The sequence below is a fragment of the Mycobacterium pinniadriaticum genome (genome assembly GCF_026242045.1).
Lineage (GTDB): Bacteria > Actinomycetota > Actinomycetes > Mycobacteriales > Mycobacteriaceae > Mycobacterium > Mycobacterium pinniadriaticum.
Genome location: NZ_JAPJDO010000015.1, coordinates 109,997 through 125,396, shown reverse-complemented (window position 1 = coordinate 125,396; position 15,400 = coordinate 109,997). Strand labels below are relative to the sequence as shown.

14 protein-coding genes and 1 pseudogene are annotated in these 15,400 nt (G+C 63.5%); 4 read left to right on the top strand and 11 right to left on the bottom strand.

Annotation, left to right across the window (positions count from 1 at the left end):
* Nucleotides 1–236: 236 nt before the first annotated feature.
* Nucleotides 237–368, top strand: a complete 132-nt coding sequence (locus ORI27_RS18030; RefSeq protein ID WP_265998343.1) for a hypothetical protein — start codon at nt 237–239, stop codon at nt 366–368.
* A 317-nt stretch (nt 369–685) separates the two neighbouring features.
* On the opposite strand, the gene ORI27_RS18025 is transcribed toward ORI27_RS18030, so the two are convergent.
* The 5 genes from ORI27_RS18025 to ORI27_RS18005 all read right to left on the bottom strand — a co-directional run bounded on the left by ORI27_RS18025 (nt 686) and on the right by ORI27_RS18005 (nt 7,482).
* Nucleotides 686–1,951 carry a cytochrome P450 gene (locus ORI27_RS18025; RefSeq protein WP_265998342.1) on the bottom strand — a complete coding sequence of 422 codons (1,266 nt, stop codon included), beginning with the start codon at nt 1,949–1,951 and terminating at the stop codon, nt 686–688.
* Between the two features lie 129 nt (nt 1,952–2,080).
* Nucleotides 2,081–4,168, bottom strand: coding sequence for an alpha/beta hydrolase fold domain-containing protein (locus ORI27_RS18020; protein WP_265998341.1), 2,088 nt, complete (start codon nt 4,166–4,168; stop codon nt 2,081–2,083).
* 7 nt (nt 4,169–4,175) lie between these two features.
* A complete protein-coding gene (locus ORI27_RS18015) occupies nt 4,176–5,735 on the bottom strand; it encodes a TetR/AcrR family transcriptional regulator (RefSeq protein WP_265998340.1) in 1,560 nt (519 codons plus the stop codon).
* Nucleotides 5,736–5,994: 259 nt separating this feature from the next.
* On the bottom strand, nt 5,995–6,684 hold the full coding sequence (locus ORI27_RS18010; protein ID WP_265998339.1) for a nitroreductase family protein: 690 nt from the start codon (nt 6,682–6,684) through the stop codon (nt 5,995–5,997).
* A gap of 12 nt (nt 6,685–6,696) precedes the next feature.
* A complete protein-coding gene (locus ORI27_RS18005; RefSeq protein ID WP_265998351.1) occupies nt 6,697–7,482 on the bottom strand; it encodes an SDR family oxidoreductase in 786 nt (261 codons plus the stop codon).
* A 484-nt stretch (nt 7,483–7,966) separates the two neighbouring features.
* On the opposite strand from ORI27_RS18005, the pseudogene ORI27_RS18000 reads away from it, so the two are divergent.
* Nucleotides 7,967–8,289: pseudogene (locus ORI27_RS18000) on the top strand (transposase); the annotation flags it as partial.
* A gap of 56 nt (nt 8,290–8,345) precedes the next feature.
* On the opposite strand, the gene ORI27_RS17995 reads toward ORI27_RS18000, so the two are convergent.
* Entirely contained in the window at nt 8,346–8,903 is a 558-nt protein-coding gene (locus tag ORI27_RS17995) for an Rv2253/PknI dimerization domain-containing protein (RefSeq protein WP_265998338.1), read from the bottom strand.
* 403 nt (nt 8,904–9,306) lie between these two features.
* Between ORI27_RS17995 and ORI27_RS17990 the strand changes: the two genes are divergently transcribed.
* On the top strand, nt 9,307–9,798 hold the full coding sequence (locus ORI27_RS17990; RefSeq protein WP_265998337.1) for a nuclear transport factor 2 family protein: 492 nt from the start codon (nt 9,307–9,309) through the stop codon (nt 9,796–9,798).
* An 853-nt stretch (nt 9,799–10,651) separates the two neighbouring features.
* Here ORI27_RS17990 and ORI27_RS17985 read toward each other — a convergent pair.
* Together ORI27_RS17985 and ORI27_RS17980 are read right to left on the bottom strand one after the other, a co-directional pair.
* A complete protein-coding gene (locus ORI27_RS17985; RefSeq protein ID WP_265998336.1) occupies nt 10,652–11,932 on the bottom strand; it encodes a cytochrome P450 in 1,281 nt (426 codons plus the stop codon).
* Nucleotides 11,929–12,144, bottom strand: coding sequence for a ferredoxin (locus ORI27_RS17980; RefSeq protein ID WP_265998335.1), 216 nt, complete (start codon nt 12,142–12,144; stop codon nt 11,929–11,931). Before ORI27_RS17980 ends, ORI27_RS17985 begins: the two co-directional genes overlap by 4 nt.
* A gap of 139 nt (nt 12,145–12,283) precedes the next feature.
* On the opposite strand from ORI27_RS17980, the gene ORI27_RS17975 reads away from it, so the two are divergent.
* Nucleotides 12,284–12,883, top strand: coding sequence for a TetR/AcrR family transcriptional regulator (locus tag ORI27_RS17975; protein ID WP_265998334.1), 600 nt, complete (start codon nt 12,284–12,286; stop codon nt 12,881–12,883).
* On the opposite strand, the gene ORI27_RS17970 is transcribed toward ORI27_RS17975, so the two are convergent.
* From ORI27_RS17970 to ORI27_RS17960, 3 genes are all read right to left on the bottom strand, one after another.
* Entirely contained in the window at nt 12,876–13,715 is an 840-nt protein-coding gene (locus tag ORI27_RS17970; protein ID WP_265998333.1) for a mycofactocin-coupled SDR family oxidoreductase, read from the bottom strand. The genes ORI27_RS17975 and ORI27_RS17970 overlap by 8 nt on opposite strands.
* Nucleotides 13,716–13,781: 66 nt before the next feature.
* The gene (locus ORI27_RS17965) at nt 13,782–14,588 is read right to left on the bottom strand and encodes a carboxymuconolactone decarboxylase family protein (RefSeq protein WP_265998332.1); all 807 of its coding nucleotides are present in this window, start codon (nt 14,586–14,588) and stop codon (nt 13,782–13,784) included.
* Nucleotides 14,585–15,397 carry a mycofactocin-coupled SDR family oxidoreductase gene (locus ORI27_RS17960; protein ID WP_265998331.1) on the bottom strand — a complete coding sequence of 271 codons (813 nt, stop codon included), beginning with the start codon at nt 15,395–15,397 and terminating at the stop codon, nt 14,585–14,587. Before ORI27_RS17960 ends, ORI27_RS17965 begins: the two co-directional genes overlap by 4 nt.
* Nucleotides 15,398–15,400 lie beyond the last annotated feature (3 nt).

The following is a 15,400-nucleotide window of genomic DNA, read 5'->3' as shown; positions in this document are numbered from 1 at the left end:
GGCCCCCACCGCCACGATCCGCGCTCGCCGGCCGACCGCCCACCAATCCACGCCCCGACCCGTGCCACAGCTCAGCCCCAGAACCGCCTTGTTCAGCGGCCTCCTAGCGCGCCACCAGGCGCCGAGTAACCGAATAATTCTATGCCACCGCTGGATATGGGCTCTGGGTCTCCCGCGGCGGCGAGCGCCTGGGCCTTGAACGCCCTTGCGGCAACACTCGGTTCATAACGCACTTCGTGGAGACCGGTAGCCCCTTGCGCTGGCGGGCGATCACCCCAAACGACGCCCTGGGCCAGCCCATGTCGGAGCGCCGACGAGAAGCTCTGCGCCAGCCCAATGTCGTCCCGATCGAGCAGGTCGCCAGCTAGCGCCAACTGGTGTGCGGGGGCACGGCGCGTCCAGGACTTCATCGGTATGCCTGGTTCGAGGACTTCGGCCCCTAGGATCCTGAGCGGGAGGGGGTCTTCCCGATCGATGAGCAGCACAGTCACTTCCCATCCCGCCATGGCGTGGTCAAACAGCCAGCCGCCGACCGACTGCACAGCACCTAGCACGCTCGGAGCAAGGACGTCCAATCGGTACCGCGTCGGCGAGAGACCGCGTTGGCTCGTTGGATAACACGTCGCCAGGGGCGCCGGCCTTGTGATGGCGCTGGACTCGGGTCGACCAACCGGCTCCATGGTGCTCATGCGTCAGGTGTGAATGTGATGTGAAGTTCAGTGAGCCCTCGGATGACAAAGGAGGGGTCAAAGCTGTACCGGCGTGCATCGACCGGCCCGTGATGTTCTTCAGAGATCGTGATGTCCGTCATCCGTGACAGGATGCGTTCGAGGCTGACGCGTCCCTCAACCCGCGAGAGCGGTGCGCCCGGGCAGGTATGGATTCCGCGCCCGAATGCCATGTGTTCCCTGACATTCGGGCGATCCATGCGGAACACATCGGGATCTTGGAAGCGGGACGGGTCGCGGTTGTAGGCGCCAGGCAAGAGCATGACGCTGCATCCGGCCGGCGTCGGCACATCGCCGATGGTTGTCGTTTTGCTGGTCAGGCGGAAATGGCTCTTGATCGGGCTCTCGATCCGCAGTGTCTCCTCGAGGAAGTTCGGGATCAGGCTCCGGTCTTCACGCAGTTGCTGTTGTAAGTCTGGACGTTCGGCAAGCACCCGGACCGCGAAGGTCAGCAGCTTGCTCGTCGTTTCCAGACCCGCGGCGAACAGAAATGCGGCCAACCGCGCGACGTCGATGACCTCGGGGGTCGATTCGTCAGGATACTTCGCCTGCGCCAACTCGGTGAGTACGTCGCCCCGGGGCTCGCGGCGCCGGTCCTCGATGTAGTCGGTGAACCGGTTCTCAAAGAATTGCAGTGGATTGTGCTCTATCTCTTGGGTTTCCGCCATCCCACTGTGCTGTGAAGCGAGGTGGGCCAGGAAAACGTCCTGGTCCTCTGCCGGCACTCCAAGCAGATCAGCGATGACGAGCAGAGAGATCGGCTGGGCGAACTGACTCACGAATTCGCAGCGACCGTCCTGGATGAACTGATCGAGCTGAGCGTCGACCAGCGACCACATGAACGTCTCGTTCTCTTTGAGTCGTCGCGGCGTCATCAGCTTGCTGAGAAGGCCCCGAACTTGAGTGTGCTCTGGCGGGTCCAGCGTCGACATGAAGTCGCTGAACGGCATTTCGCCACGATGCTCGGCGATCTGGTCGGTGATGTCATCTCCGGTCGGCTCGAACGGGAGGCCCGCAACTGGGCCGATGATCGAGTTACACGCGGAGAAGGACCCGGCATCACGGTAAACCGCCATCCCTTCGTCATATCCGGTCACAGCCATGATCTTCTGCTGCGGGTCGAAACTGACCGGACACTGCGATCGTTGTTCGAGGTAGTACTGGTAGGGATCGACGATCAGAGATTCATCACTGAAGAATTTGAGTGTGTCGAATTCACTCATGACGGGGACTCCTGACAATTCGGAATGTTCTTTAGGTCCGGTTTTGTATGTGGATAGGCGCTCGCGAGGTACTGGCTCTGCGTGACCCGTTTGAGCCTGTTCGCGGTCCAGGTCGCTCCTGGCCGCCGACTAATCGACGCCCAGCAGGCCCTTGCCCATCTCGTCGAAGGTTCGGGGATCGACGTAGATGTGCTGCGCGCCGACACACATGTCGCGGAAGCACCGCTGCAGAATGCTCGGGTTCCTAAACCCTGGGCTGCCGGACGACATGAATGCGAATTCCACGATGTCCATACACACCTGTGTCTGGTAGGTCACGGCGCTGACGAGTTCGTCCCGCATCGCTTTCGTCATCGGGTCACCGGCGTCGAGACGGTCCACGATGTCCCCGATCCTGTCGTGCACCAGCAGACGCGCTGACTGCAACGCAAGCGTGTTCTCACTGAACGCGCGCTGGAAGACCTGCTGGTCTCTCATCGCGGTGCCCCCGATACGAGCGCGTCCAGCCATGGCGATCGCCTGAATCTCGTCGAGAGCCCGCCGAGCCACACCCAGAGCCCACCCGGCATGACCGATGCCGGCGAAGGCCACCGCGCCCAGACGGTACACGCCACCACCGCAGCGTGGCTCACCGTCGAATAGCCAGAATGTGCGGCCCTCCTCGACGAATTGCTCGGGGATGGTGTAGTCGAAACTGCCGGTACCCCGGAGTCCCATCACATCCCAGTTCCCGGTGAGCTCAACGCTGTCACGCGGTACATAGAAGGCCAGCACCGCCGGGGTCCCGGCGTCGTTGAGCTCGCGATTGCCGTCAGCATCGTAGATCAGCGCGCCGCCGCCGATCCACGACGCATGGGCACTACCGCTGCCGAATTGGAACCGCCCTTGCACCTGGAAGCCCCCGTCGACCCGCCTCGCTTTCCCACGTGATGCCAACTGACCGGCAAAGAGGATCCCGGGGCCACCTTGCAGCATCTGGCGCGCCGCGACAGGGTCCAACATCGCGCTGACCGCCGTCGCGTTGCCGTTCGCCATGAAGGACCAGCCGATTGAGCCGTCCTGGTATGCGAGTTCCTCCAGAACGTCGAGCATCGTGTCGACGTCAGCCTCGAGCCCGCCGAGCTCCTTGGGAACTTGAAGGTGGTTGAGACCGGACTTGGCGAAGGCCTCGATAAGCGGCTTCGTCATCGTGAGCTCGCGGTCGACCGAATCGGCTTCAGCTTCAACGAGCGGGCGTAGTGACCGGGCAGTGGACAGTAGATCGTTCATCGAATTCCTCGTATGCGGTGTTGTCGTTGGAGATGAGCTGACATTTGGCGCAGTCGGCGGCGATGTCAGATGTTCGTCGGCATAGGAACCGATGCGGGCCACCGCTTCCTTGCCCTCGGGCAGCATGTCCGCGAACGAGTGCCAGACATGGATCATGTCGTCCCAGATCTCGAGCGTGACGTCGACGCCCGCCGCCTGTGCCCGTTCGGCAAAGCGCTTTGAGTCGTCGAGCAAGAGCTCAGCTGTGCCGACCTGCACCAGCAATGGCGGCAGTCCCGTCAGATCAGCGAAAAGCGGTGACGCCGTTGGTGATTGCGGATCGGCGTCGCCCAGGTACGCGTTCGCCATCAGCGCGAGGACCGAAGCCCGGACCATCGGATCTTTGTCGCGGTTCGCCTCGACGGTCGCGCCCGACAAGGTCAGATCGGTCCACGGGCAGATACAGATCGCGGCTCCTGGTAGCGCCTCACCGCGGTCGCGCAGCGCCACCAGGGTTCCCAGAACGAGGCCTGCCCCTGAGGAGTCGCCGGCGAGGGCGACGTTGTCCGGTGCATGGCCTTCCGAGACAACGAAGCGATAGGCCGCGAGGGCGTCGTCCACGGCCGCAGGGAACCGATGCTCGGGAGCAAGTCGGTAGTCAACGCTGAGCACCCGGGCACGGGCGGCCCGGGCGATGTGGGAGCACAAGCCGCGGTTGGCACCGATGGTGCCCGTGGCGTACCCGCCGCCGTGGAAATAGACGATGATGCGGCCCGGCTCACAGACGTCGGGGACCACCCACTCAGCCGGGACACCGCCAGCGTTGACGGCGTCCCAGGTGATGTCGTCTGGCTTGGGATAGGCGGGGGCGCGTTCCGTGATTTTCCGGATCGTCATCAGATCGCCACTGGCCAACGGGTCGGCTTTGCGCATCATGGCGATGACGCGTTCGAGTTGGGGGCTTGCCATGTCGTGTTTACCTCCTGGGAGTTCTTGTCCGGTGCTGATCTACTGGACCCAGGAAGCCCCGCTCGATCAGCAGGAGGGTGGCGTCCAGGTCCGCCTTCGTGCTCGTCTTTGCCCCGAATTCTTCGATGATGGACACCAGGATCACGGCGTTGATGTCCACATCTCCGACCACGCGTGCATCGAGCATGGTTGCCATCCTGCGGCGACCCCAATCGATCACTGCGGCTCGCTCATCGCGCAGCGGGCCCTCGATGGCCTCGATCCACACGTTCACCAGCGGACCCGTCGAGATGTGTACTTCGGCGTAGCGACGAAGCCACGGGCGCAGGCTCTCCCGCGCCGGAATATCTGGGCGCTCGCGCACGACCGCGGCGAGTTGTTGAATAGCTCGCAGCCCCATCACCGAGACGAAGTCATCGATATTCTCGAAATACGTGTAGAACGAACCGCGGGCGACCCCAGCGGCCTTGACCAGATCGTTGATCCGAAGACCCCGGTAACCGCTGTCGGCGATCAGCTGGTTGGCGACCCCGAGTATGGCTCGAAGGGTGCGCTTGCCGGGTTGGGCTGCTTGCGCGTCGAGGTCTTGGGCACGCTCGAAGGTGGCCGTCGCTCGGGGACTGTATTGCAGGATCGGTGGTCTCACGCCTGACCGATAGGGATGGACGTTTACGCCTGGCAGCGGACCGAACAGCACTCGGTGCGCAACGTCGGCCAGGGCTGAGCCAACCCGCTCCCGGCCATAGAACTCAGGTGCTGCGGTGCGCAGGATCGACGCGCGGCCCAGCGCGGCGATCACACCGGTGCCCAGAAGTTCCACGATCGGGTCGAGTAACCGGCGCGGGAGATCACTTCCGGCGACCCGAGCCTCGAAGGGAGCAACGCTTCGACGCGTGATGGCCGCCGCTCGACCCACCAGAGACGCGTCGTTTGCCGCTGCGGCCTCGAATGCTCGCAGTATCGGCTCGTACCGAGCCTGGATGTCGGCCAGACGCGAGAAGTAAGCGAGCAGTGCGGCTCGACCCGCCTCGTCGGGAGTGATGGTGTCCAAAACTTCGAGCGCGGCGCCCATCTGGTTTGCCACTTGCGTTGCGAGAATGCGAAAAAGCTCGTCCTTGCCCGAAAAGTATTGGTAGACAGTCACCCGCGAGCAGCCAGCGAGTTCAGCAATCCTGTCGAGAGATGCGCGATCGTAGCCGGACTCATCGAACGCCTCGAGGGCAGCGTCTAGAAGACGCTGGTGAGTTCGAAGTCCGCGCACGCCCACTGCTGGGTCATCGGCGAACGGCGCCCTGCGAACGGGAACCATTGGCGTCACCTCTGAATGTGCGGACTCCTCGACATTGACCTCACGACGAGGCACCGAGAACCCAGTCGAGCCCGAACGGGTCGACGTCACGGAAGGATCACATCGCCGTGCCACGCACCAATACTGCTCTGTTTCTAACATAAATGTCAATACCTGCCGCAGATCACATTGTGTAGCAGGAAACTGACCGCATCGGATGTGCCCCATAGCCTTACAGTATGTAGTTGTTGCCTCGTTATCGCTTTGGGCGATGCGCACTGTTCATTCGCCCGGTTGGGCGGATCGTCGCCCATCAAAGGCGAAACGTGCCTAACGTAAACCACACCGAGCCCAGATCCACCCCGCCGACGCCACAACGTCCGATGGGTAATGCTGCGAGACAACGGGCCATCACTCCTCGCGCCTACGGCTGCAAGGACTTGACAACTTCGTTGAGGTCTTCTTGCGCCGAACTCGTCTGCCACGGCGGCCGTTCGGTCGTAGAACGTTTGATGCATCATCGACACCGCCGGATCGGCTAGTGCGCGGAGGACTTCTCGCCGGGTGACGGCCGGGCGCCTCTACCGTAGGTGATGTCAGCCCGCTCAGGATCCCAGCGGTCGCGGAAGACGACATCCCCAATCGGACGCCGCCGGACCGGCCCGTGCCGGCCACGCGGCCAACCGACGACTACGTGTCCGGCCAGGAACCATCCCTCGGGCACGCCGACCGCCTCCCGCAGGATCCGCTCGCCGCCGTAGGACGCCCAGCTGGTCAAACACGCTCCCAGCCCCTGGGCACGGGCGGCCAAGTAGAAGTTCTGAATTGCCGGATAGATCGAGCCACCCTGCAAGAACTCCGAGGCGAACTCGTTCTTGTACGCGGTGAACAACACGGAGGTGTACTCACCGGCGCGGTCGTGCAACTCGTAGGTTGCCCGATTATTGCGAGCGATGCGACTGTTGTCGTCGGCCGCGGGTCGGCTCATGCCGTAGATTCCCTCGATCGTCGCCAGCGCCATCTGTGCCGCCTGGGCGACCGCGGCACGTTGTTGAGGGCCAGACAGCACGATGAACCGCCACAGCTGTCCATTGGCACCGTTGGGCGCCCAAGTCGCAGCCTCCAGGCAACGATCCAGGGTCTCGTCGTCCACCGGGTCGCCGCTGTACCTGCGTATCGAGCGTGCGGTCGACAGTACTTTCCAGATGTCGTTCGTACAATCAGGCATGTCACCCACTGGTCAGATGCTGCGGACGGGCACGTTGAGTCGGTTGTGAGGACCAGGAACATCGGGAAATTGCAGCGGCCAAGCTGGCTTCCCGTGTTGCACAATCCAGGTCGAACCGGTCGCATCCAGCGGCGCAGTGACCGCGGTGAGCACAGCGTCGGCGATCGCCTGCGGTTCCATCACCGGCACCCCGGCACCTTCCACCAACGGACGTCGATTTCCGAGTACACCCGTTTCGGTGATACCCGGGCATACCGTATGCACCGCAATGCCTTCCGGTGAAAGATTCGGCGCGATCGCCCGCATGAATCCGACTACCGCATGCTTACCAAGCGAATACACCGCGTCGGGATGCCAGGGCAGGACGCCCGCGAGTGACGCAGTCGCCACAATCGCCCGCTTACCGTTGCCGGCGCAGCGTCGCATCGTGCGGACCGCCGCACGCGCCCCAAAAACCACTCCGTCGAGGTTCACCCCCAACGACCTGCGGTAGTCCGCCAGATCGAGCGAGGCGATGTCCCCCGACCAGCGGATACTGACGCCTGCGTTGAGGAACGCCACATCCAGGCACCCGAATTCGCGCACAAACGACGCGAACGCAGCATCGAGCTGCTCAGGGTCGGAAACATCGCATCCCAAACCCAGGCCACCGACCGAGTCGGCAACCGTGGCAGCGGCGCGCTCGTCGATGTCTACGACGCACACGCGCATGCCCTCGGACGCCAGCAGCTGCGCGGTAGCCCGGCCAATGCCCGAGCCACCGCCAGTCACCAACGCCACACGTCCATCGAGTTTCAAGGTCGCCCCTTCGCGCACGCCGCCACCCGCCGTCTCCGCGCTTTCCACCATCCGTTACCAGCGGTCGGAAAACACGTGTTCGAGCCGCGCTCCAAGCACGAGCAGACGGCCCGACCACCCGCGCCAATAGTGCACGTTTTCTAACGACAATGTCAATGTTTGACGGAGAGTACCTAGAAAGATCCCAATCTTCCGGTTGTAGGAAGGACTCTAGCCTTACAGTACGTCGGTTGTGTTGTGGGCGGACCTACTCCAGGTCGACCGCGAACATCTCCTGGTCGGCATCGCTCAGGTGGGCGTACTCGGCAACGTTGGTGATCGCCATCGCCGCCTCATGACCATTCCGGCAAGGTGCCCTGCCGCCTCGATCGCGGGCTGACGAACATGCAGGGGAGATTCAAGAGTTGCGTCCCAGACCGAGGTCATCGCCCTCAGGGAGACAGCTAACGCATCCAAGAACAAGATCTCGGCCGTGTCCCCCACCGGCTCGAATCTGTACCTGGCGACGGTGATCAACTGCTGCTCGCGGCGAGTCACCGGCTGGGCGACCGCCGATCACATGCGCACCGAACTCGTCGAGGATGCCCTCAACGCCGCTGTCGCGTTGCGGGGCTCACTGGCCAGCGCAGTGTTTCACTCTGATCACGGAAGTCAGTACACCTCTGAGGATTTCGCGAAGCTCTGCGGTGAGTCGGGGGTCACCCAATCGATGGGCGGCGGGGGTCGAGTGCCGATAATGCGCTGGCCGCAGCGTTCCACGCCACCCTCAAATGCGAAGTTCTGCAAGACCGCAGCACCTGGGCTGACACCGAGGTCTTCCGATGTACTGGTCTTTGCATCGCGGATACGGACTCAACCTTTCGCTACATCGATTGCAGTCGCATCGGAATCGTGACGACCAGTGGCAGGTTTCTGCCGCAGGCGCCGCTGAGCCCCTTGGTGGTGTCTATGCCCGCCAAAAGCGATTCGTTGGCGGAGTGCTGCCCTCGGGCATCCACGGGCCAGAACATGTAGAGCTGATTACCGGGCGACGCCGAGCCGTCGTTGCACGGCTGCCAGTTCGGGACGGTCCGATGAACCAGCCACCGGTCCTCGGTGTAGTTGATGTCCGCGTCCCAGCCTTCGCTACTTGTCAGGTGGCCGGTGCAGACGGTTGGCCGGTCACACGAAGTGGCGATGGTCCACACCTGACGAACCGTCTGCTCGTCGTGGTGCACATCATTTGTCTTGGCCCAATCGCCGTTGGACGTGACGAGATACTGCCCGTTCAACTCGATGCCATACGTGCTCGCATGAGCGGAGGCCGCGATCCCAGTCGCGCCAATCATGTATGCAGCGCTGGCACCGAATATCACACTGATAGCGCGCATCAGCTCGTCTCCAACGTCGATGGGGCCATTCTCGCTGGCCGAGAATAGCATTCTTCAAACTCGCCGATGCCCGGATTCGACGCAGATCGCGGCTGATAGAGAATGCTGCCAAAGGGAACACAGCGTCGCACGGCCACGCTGTCAGTGCTTCGCATTCGCCAGCGCCAGCCCGGGGATTTGGTTACCCAATTCGACGTCCTCCCGGGGATGGAGGCTTGGGACAGACCGACCGGGTGTACTGCCAGGCCGCGGAGGATCGCTCAGGACTGGGGTTGAGGCGGCGTCGGTGTGCGGCGGTGGCGCTTGATGGTCTGCACAGATCAGCGCCGAATCATGGTAGGCAACGACTATGTGTATATATATTATATGGATCTGACGGAGTCTGCTGAGCCGCCTACGGACCGCCTAGGAACTGACGACCACAGCCAGCACGCGCACCGGACAAGGGAGGAAGATGGCCGACCCTGGTGACCTCGACCGGCTCATTGCCGAGCACGCCTGCGAACGACTGATATACGAATACGCCTGGCTCATCGACAGCGGAGCCGCCGGCCTCGTGGCAGACCTCTTCACCGACGACGGTGAATGGCTGGGAGCCGACGGGCGCGGCATGCGAGGCGTCGATGAGATCCGCGAAGCATTCATGGGCCGCCAAGCGCTTACTCGTCGAAAATCTCGTCATGTAATGACCAATGTGCGAGTCGATTACGACGGCGCTGACAGTGCGGTGGCCACCGCATACCTCGTCAACTTTCGCCATGATGATTCTCGCGAGACCAGTACCGGGCCCGCTCCGGCCGATCACCCAAAATTTGTCGGCGACTACAAGTTCGCCTTCCGCCGCGCCTCACAAGGATGGCGGATCGCGACCCTGCGATTCGACCTGGTCTTCTTGCGCGGCCGTCGGCCCAGTCCGACCTGGGCGGTGACCCACAGGGCCGATTAGATGTCGGCCGGATCTGACTATTCCGGAAAGTGAAACACGTAGTGTGCGCATGGAAGACGCTCGACATCTTCGTACCTTCGGATCTCAGGCCCCGCGATGCTTCGCACCATGTGCGATACCAGATCGACCTGGTCGCCTACGATTCCGGCGATCTCCTCGGGCGGATAAGAATCGGCGGTGGTAGTGATCAGGACACTGCCTGGCAGATGTGGTCGGGCTCCTGCCTCCCCCGCCCACTGGCTAAACGTCGCCGTTAGCAGAGAAGGAGTACCCCCATGACCGACAATTCTGATGAGCGCCGTTGCGCCCGTTGTTCGACGCCGGTTCCCTTTCCCGGTGATGCCCAGTTGATAGACTGGGAGGGACTTGACGTTGTAGGCGGCACGATCTTGTGCCCCAATTGCATTCAGCCCGAAGAACTGTATTAGAGGCAAGTGAGGGTGGCTATCAACGGCCTCCTGGATGCGCAGGGTAGTCGCACACGACGTCTATGACGTGGAAGCGAGTACGAGCCTGGCGTCGGCAGAAATCTGCTCTTGGGCAGATTTCGAGACTACTTCGCAAGACAACCCCGGCTAACCAACTCGACATCTCCTCAGCCCGATGCGATCTCGCGTTCCACACCGAGTTCCTCCCCCGACGATCCCCCGTCCGTGCGCTTCGCGCAGGCCACGGCCGAAACCTAGGCCGCCCGCGCCACCGCCGCCGGTGGCCAGAAGATCGTCAGCGAGACCGACACGGCGAGGACCCCATACCGGTCAGTCCTTACAGCCAGTCCCCCAATCGGCGGCGCCCAGCGCGGCGCCCCAGGGATGGATCAGCATGGGGATCTATGGTTCTCGTAGCCCACGCTTCACGCAACGGGTTTATACGTGAGGTGTAGTTCGCTCAGGCCGCGTAGCAGGAACGTCGGCTCGTAGCGATAGACGCGGTCTCCGGACGGGCCGTGCTGCGTCGCGTCGATACCGATATCGGTCATGCGATCCAGCAGTCGGTTCAGCGTGACCTTCGCCTCCACCCGGGCCAGCGGTGCGCCCGCGCAGGTATGGATGCCGCGGCCGAACGTGATGTGCTCGCGGACGTTCTTCCGGTCGAGCCGGAACTCGTCGGGCCGCTCGAACTTGCGCGGGTCTCGGTTGGCCGCGCCAAGGCACAGCATCAGCACGGTGCCGGCGGGGATATCGACGCCCCCGAGGGTGGAGGTCTTGCGCGCCAGCCGGAAGTCGACCTTGGTGGGGCTTTCGATGCGCAGCGACTCCTCGATGAAGTTGCCGATCAGACTGCGATCGGCCCGCAGCCTGTCCTGGAGATCAGGCCGTTCGGCCAGCACCCGCGTCGAGGCGCTGAGGAGCTTGACCACAGTCTCCTGGCCCGCGGCGAAGAGGAAGGTCGCTTGGCGGACGACCTCGACGACTTCCGGCGTGGAACCGTCGGGATACGTTGCGGCGGCCAGGGAACTGAGCACGTCGTCCGCCGGCTGACTGCGCCGCTCGGTGATGTAGCGGATGAACTTCTCCTCCAACCACTCCAGCGGGTTGACGGCGACCGGGGTGTGGTCCAACGCGCCCACGGCGCTGCCCGGCGACTTGCCGGCGCCCAGACTCTGGCGGAATTCGGCGCGATCGTCCTGCGGAACGCCCAACAGGTCGGCGATCACCAGCGTGGCGAACGGCTTGCCGTACTCCCCGAGGAATTCGCATTTGCCGTTGGCGATGAATTCGTCGAGTTGGCGGTCCGCCAGCTCCCACATGAAGTCTTCGTTCTCCTTCAGCCGCGCGGGCGTGAGCAGGCGACTGAGCAGCGAGCGGGCCCGGGTGTGCGCGGGCGGATCCATGGTCACCATCAGTTCGTTGATGGGGAACAGGTGCCGGTGCGCCTCGATCTGCGCGGAGATGTCGTCGCCCTCCGGCACGAACGGCAGCGGTGGGAACGGTCCGCCGATCGCGTTCACCGCGGAGAACGTCTCGTAGTCCTTGAAGGCTGCGACCGCCTCGTCGTACCCGGTGATCGCCACGACGCCGTAGTTCGGCTCACGGAAAACGGGGTTCTGGGCCCGCAGGTAATCCAGGTAGCCGTAGGGGTCCTGGGCGATGTCCTGATCGGAGAAGTAGTCGGTCGTTGCGAAATCGGTCATCGTTGCGGGCCTTTCACAATGCTGATGGCTTGGCGTGGGCAGGCTGCCACTGCGGCCTCGACCTGTTCGCGCACCCCGTCCGGCGGCGACTCGACACACGTGGCCTGATCGGCCGAATCGACGTCGAAGACTTCGGCGGCCAGTTCGACACACAGGGCATGACCCTCGCACAGGTGCCGGTCGACCTGCACGTGCCAGCGAGCCACGGTCATCCAACCTCCCGTTTCGATTTTTGATCGATCGATCAAATTGTGCACTGGGACATGCTTACCACGGACGGAAATCGGTGGTCAAGAGTCCGGCGGCTGGTCGTCTAGCCAAGTAGCGAAATGTCCTGAGAGGATGACGGGTATGGCATCGACACCGAAGTCCAAAGACAAAGATGCCGGCGCGCGCGCCCGCCTGATGGAGGCGACCGCTCAGATCATGCTCGAAGAGGGGTATGCCGCCGCGACGTCGCGTCGGGTGGCGGCCCGTGCCGGGGTCCGCTCTGCCCTGGTGTACTACTACTTCCCGGCCATGGACGACCTGTTCGTGGCGGTGCTGCGATCCGGTTCGGAGGCATCGCTGGCGCGGATGCGCCAGGCGATCACCGCCGAGGAACCGTTGCGCGCCTTGTGGTCCATCAACACCGATCCGCGCTGGACCGGGTTGTACACGGAGTTCGTCGCGCTGGCCAACCACCGCAAGGTCATCAGCGCCGAACTGAAGTCCTACGCCGAACGCGTTCGCGATATCGAGACCGCCGCCGCGACAGTCGCCCTGCGGGCACATGGCTTCGACCTCAACGAATATCCGCCGGTCGCAGTCTCGATGCTCGTTGCACAGATTGCCCGCAGTCTGTGCAACGAGAGCGCCATCGGGATGACCGAGGGCCACGAGGAGATGGGAGAGCTGGTGGAGCGCTTCCTGAGTCGGTTCGCCGCCACCGAGCAAGCGCAGGCTACTTGAGCATGCTCCCGGCGTCCACCGTCATGGGTAGGCCAGTGACGTAGCGGGCCTCGTCGGACGCCAAGAACAGCACCGCATTGCTGATGTCGACCGGCTCGACCCAGCCGATCGGCAGCACGTGCATCATCTGAGCCACCACCGCCATATCGTCGGGCCCGGGATTCTCCAGATCTGGACGGAACAGCTTCATCGTGCCTTCGTTCATGAAGAGTGGGGTGTTCACGTTGGTGGGGTGTACCGAGTTCACCCGGATGGAATGGTGGCCCAGCTCGACGGCGAAGGTCCGCATCAGTCCGACCACGCCGTGTTTGGCGGCGATGTAGTGGCCGGTGTGCGGATACGCTTTCAGCCCGCCCACCGAACTGGTCAGGATGATCGAGCCGCCACGACCGGCCGAGATCAGGTGCGGTACTGCCGCTTTCACAGTCTTCCACACTCCGGAGAGGTTGACGGCGATCATATCGTCCCAGTCGGACTCACTGGTGTGGTCGAGCGTCTGCCCGCCATTGCCGATGCCGGCGTTGGCGACGATGATGTCGAGCCGGCCGAGCTGTTCCACACCCCCGTCGACGGCGGCCTTCACGGCGGCGTAGTCGCGGACGTCGACCTCCGCGGTCACAATCCGGCGATTGAGACCCTTGACCAGATCGGCGGTCTCGGCCAGATCGTCCGGTGTGGGCGCGGGGATGTCCTCATTGCTGCTGATGCGTTTGCACACATCGATGGCGATGATGTCGGCGCCCTCGGCGGCCAGTCGGACCGCGTGACTGCGGCCCTGACCCCGCGCGGCACCGGTGATGAAAGCGACCTTGCCTTCGACTCGTCCACCCATGACAAACCCTCGTCTTTCAGAAATTTGATCGATCGATCAAAACCTTCGCAGTCCGGGCGCCGCGTGTCAACCTGCGGCTTCGGCGCGCCACTCTTCGAGGACGCGTTGGTGCTGTTCATCGATGACCTGATCGAGGTGCGACGCCTTGGGCCAGCCGTAGTACGCAGCGAAATGCAGTGCTAGTTCCTTCATCTCGTCGAAGGAGACGTCACGGCTCTTCAGCGCGGCGTACACATGGCTGATGATCGGTATCAGCGTGTCCTGCAAAGCCACACAGGCCACCGTGATGAGCCGGCGTTCCTTCATACCGAGGCCGGGCCGAAGCCACATCTCACCGAAGACGAAATTCAGGATTCCCGCGCCCGAGTAGGGGTTGTCGCGGATGGGTGCGTACGGAATGCAGTTGATCTCCCTGAACGACTGCTCGCCGACCAGCAGTCGGACCTCGGGGTCACTCGGCGTGATCAGCGGAAGCAGTGGTTCCGGTGGCGGTGGACTCTGCCCGCGGTCGCGGTGGATCCGCTCCCATTGTTCGTCGACGACCATGTTGAACCATGACGCCTTGGGCCAGCCGGCGTAGACCGCGAAATGCAGGACTGCCTCGCGCATTTCGACGATGGACACGTCGCCGCTGTTGAGGGCGGCGTAGACATGGTCACGCAACGGCGCCTCGGCGTCGGCCGCCGCCACGCATGCCAGGGTGACGAATCGCCGGTCGCGGCGGCTCAGGATCGGGCGCGACCAGATCTCGCCGTAGACGAAGTCGATCAGACCGCTCCCGGCAGGCGTGGCATCGTCTGGTGCCGGAAAGGTCATCACGTCGGCGAACGACCGCCTGCCACGCTCGCGCCGGTCGCTGTCGACCGCGGTCATCGGATGGTCACCCCGGCGTCGACCTTGAGTTCGGTGCCCGTCACATAGCGGGACTCGTCGGAGACCAGATAGAGCACCGCGTTGCTGATGTCGATCGGTTCGGCCATCACGATGGGTAGCGCATTGAGGAAGATCGGCACCAGGTCGGGTCGGCCCTCGCCCAGCACCTGGTGCAGCGACTCGGGTCGCATTCCGGTCTCGACGCCGGTCGGGTGCACGGTGTTGACCCGAACGTTCACCGCGGCAAGCTCGTTGGCCAGTGCCCGGCTCAGCCCGACGACACCATGCTTGGATGCCGTGTAGGGAAGATGCAGCGGTGTTCCCTTCAGCCCCGCCGCCGAGCTGATGTTGACCAGGCTCCCGCCGTGGCTGACCAGGTGTGGCAGCGCCGCCGCGCAGGTGTTCCAGGTTCCGATGAGGTTGACGTCCAACACTGTTCGCCACTGTTCCGCAGTCGTGGTGTCCCAGGTTCCCACCGTGAGCACGCCCGCGTTCGACACCGCGGCGTCCAGCCCGCCGAGTTGGTCGACGCCGTCGTTGACCGCCGCGGCCAGCGCCGCGCCGTCGCGGACGTCCACGACATGAGTGACCGCGCGCCGGTTGTGTTGCTCGACCAGCCGGGCCGTCTCCTGGAGATCCGCCGGTGAGGCCAGTGGATACTCGATTTCCGGAATCCACTCGCAGATGTCCACCAGAATCAGGTCGGCGCCCTCTTCAGCCAGTCGCACGGCATGACTGCGGCCCATCCCCCGGGCGGCCCCGGTGATCAGCACCCGTTTCCCGGCAACCCGCCCTCGTGTGTCCGTCATCGT

Coding starts and splice junctions, on each gene's coding strand:
- ORI27_RS17995 (WP_265998338.1), bottom strand. CDS start 8,903: ATGCTATTCTCGGCCAGCGAGAATGGCCCCATCGACGTTGGAGACGAG.
- ORI27_RS17975 (WP_265998334.1), top strand. CDS start 12,284: ATGGCATCGACACCGAAGTCCAAAGACAAAGATGCCGGCGCGCGCGCC.
- ORI27_RS18020 (WP_265998341.1), bottom strand. CDS start 4,168: ATGGCAAGCCCCCAACTCGAACGCGTCATCGCCATGATGCGCAAAGCC.
- ORI27_RS18025 (WP_265998342.1), bottom strand. CDS start 1,951: ATGAGTGAATTCGACACACTCAAATTCTTCAGTGATGAATCTCTGATC.
- ORI27_RS17980 (WP_265998335.1), bottom strand. CDS start 12,144: ATGACCGTGGCTCGCTGGCACGTGCAGGTCGACCGGCACCTGTGCGAG.
- ORI27_RS17970 (WP_265998333.1), bottom strand. CDS start 13,715: ATGGGTGGACGAGTCGAAGGCAAGGTCGCTTTCATCACCGGTGCCGCG.
- ORI27_RS18010 (WP_265998339.1), bottom strand. CDS start 6,684: ATGCCTGATTGTACGAACGACATCTGGAAAGTACTGTCGACCGCACGC.
- ORI27_RS17965 (WP_265998332.1), bottom strand. CDS start 14,588: ATGACCGCGGTCGACAGCGACCGGCGCGAGCGTGGCAGGCGGTCGTTC.
- ORI27_RS17990 (WP_265998337.1), top strand. CDS start 9,307: ATGGCCGACCCTGGTGACCTCGACCGGCTCATTGCCGAGCACGCCTGC.
- ORI27_RS17960 (WP_265998331.1), bottom strand. CDS start 15,397: ATGACGGACACACGAGGGCGGGTTGCCGGGAAACGGGTGCTGATCACC.
- ORI27_RS17985 (WP_265998336.1), bottom strand. CDS start 11,932: ATGACCGATTTCGCAACGACCGACTACTTCTCCGATCAGGACATCGCC.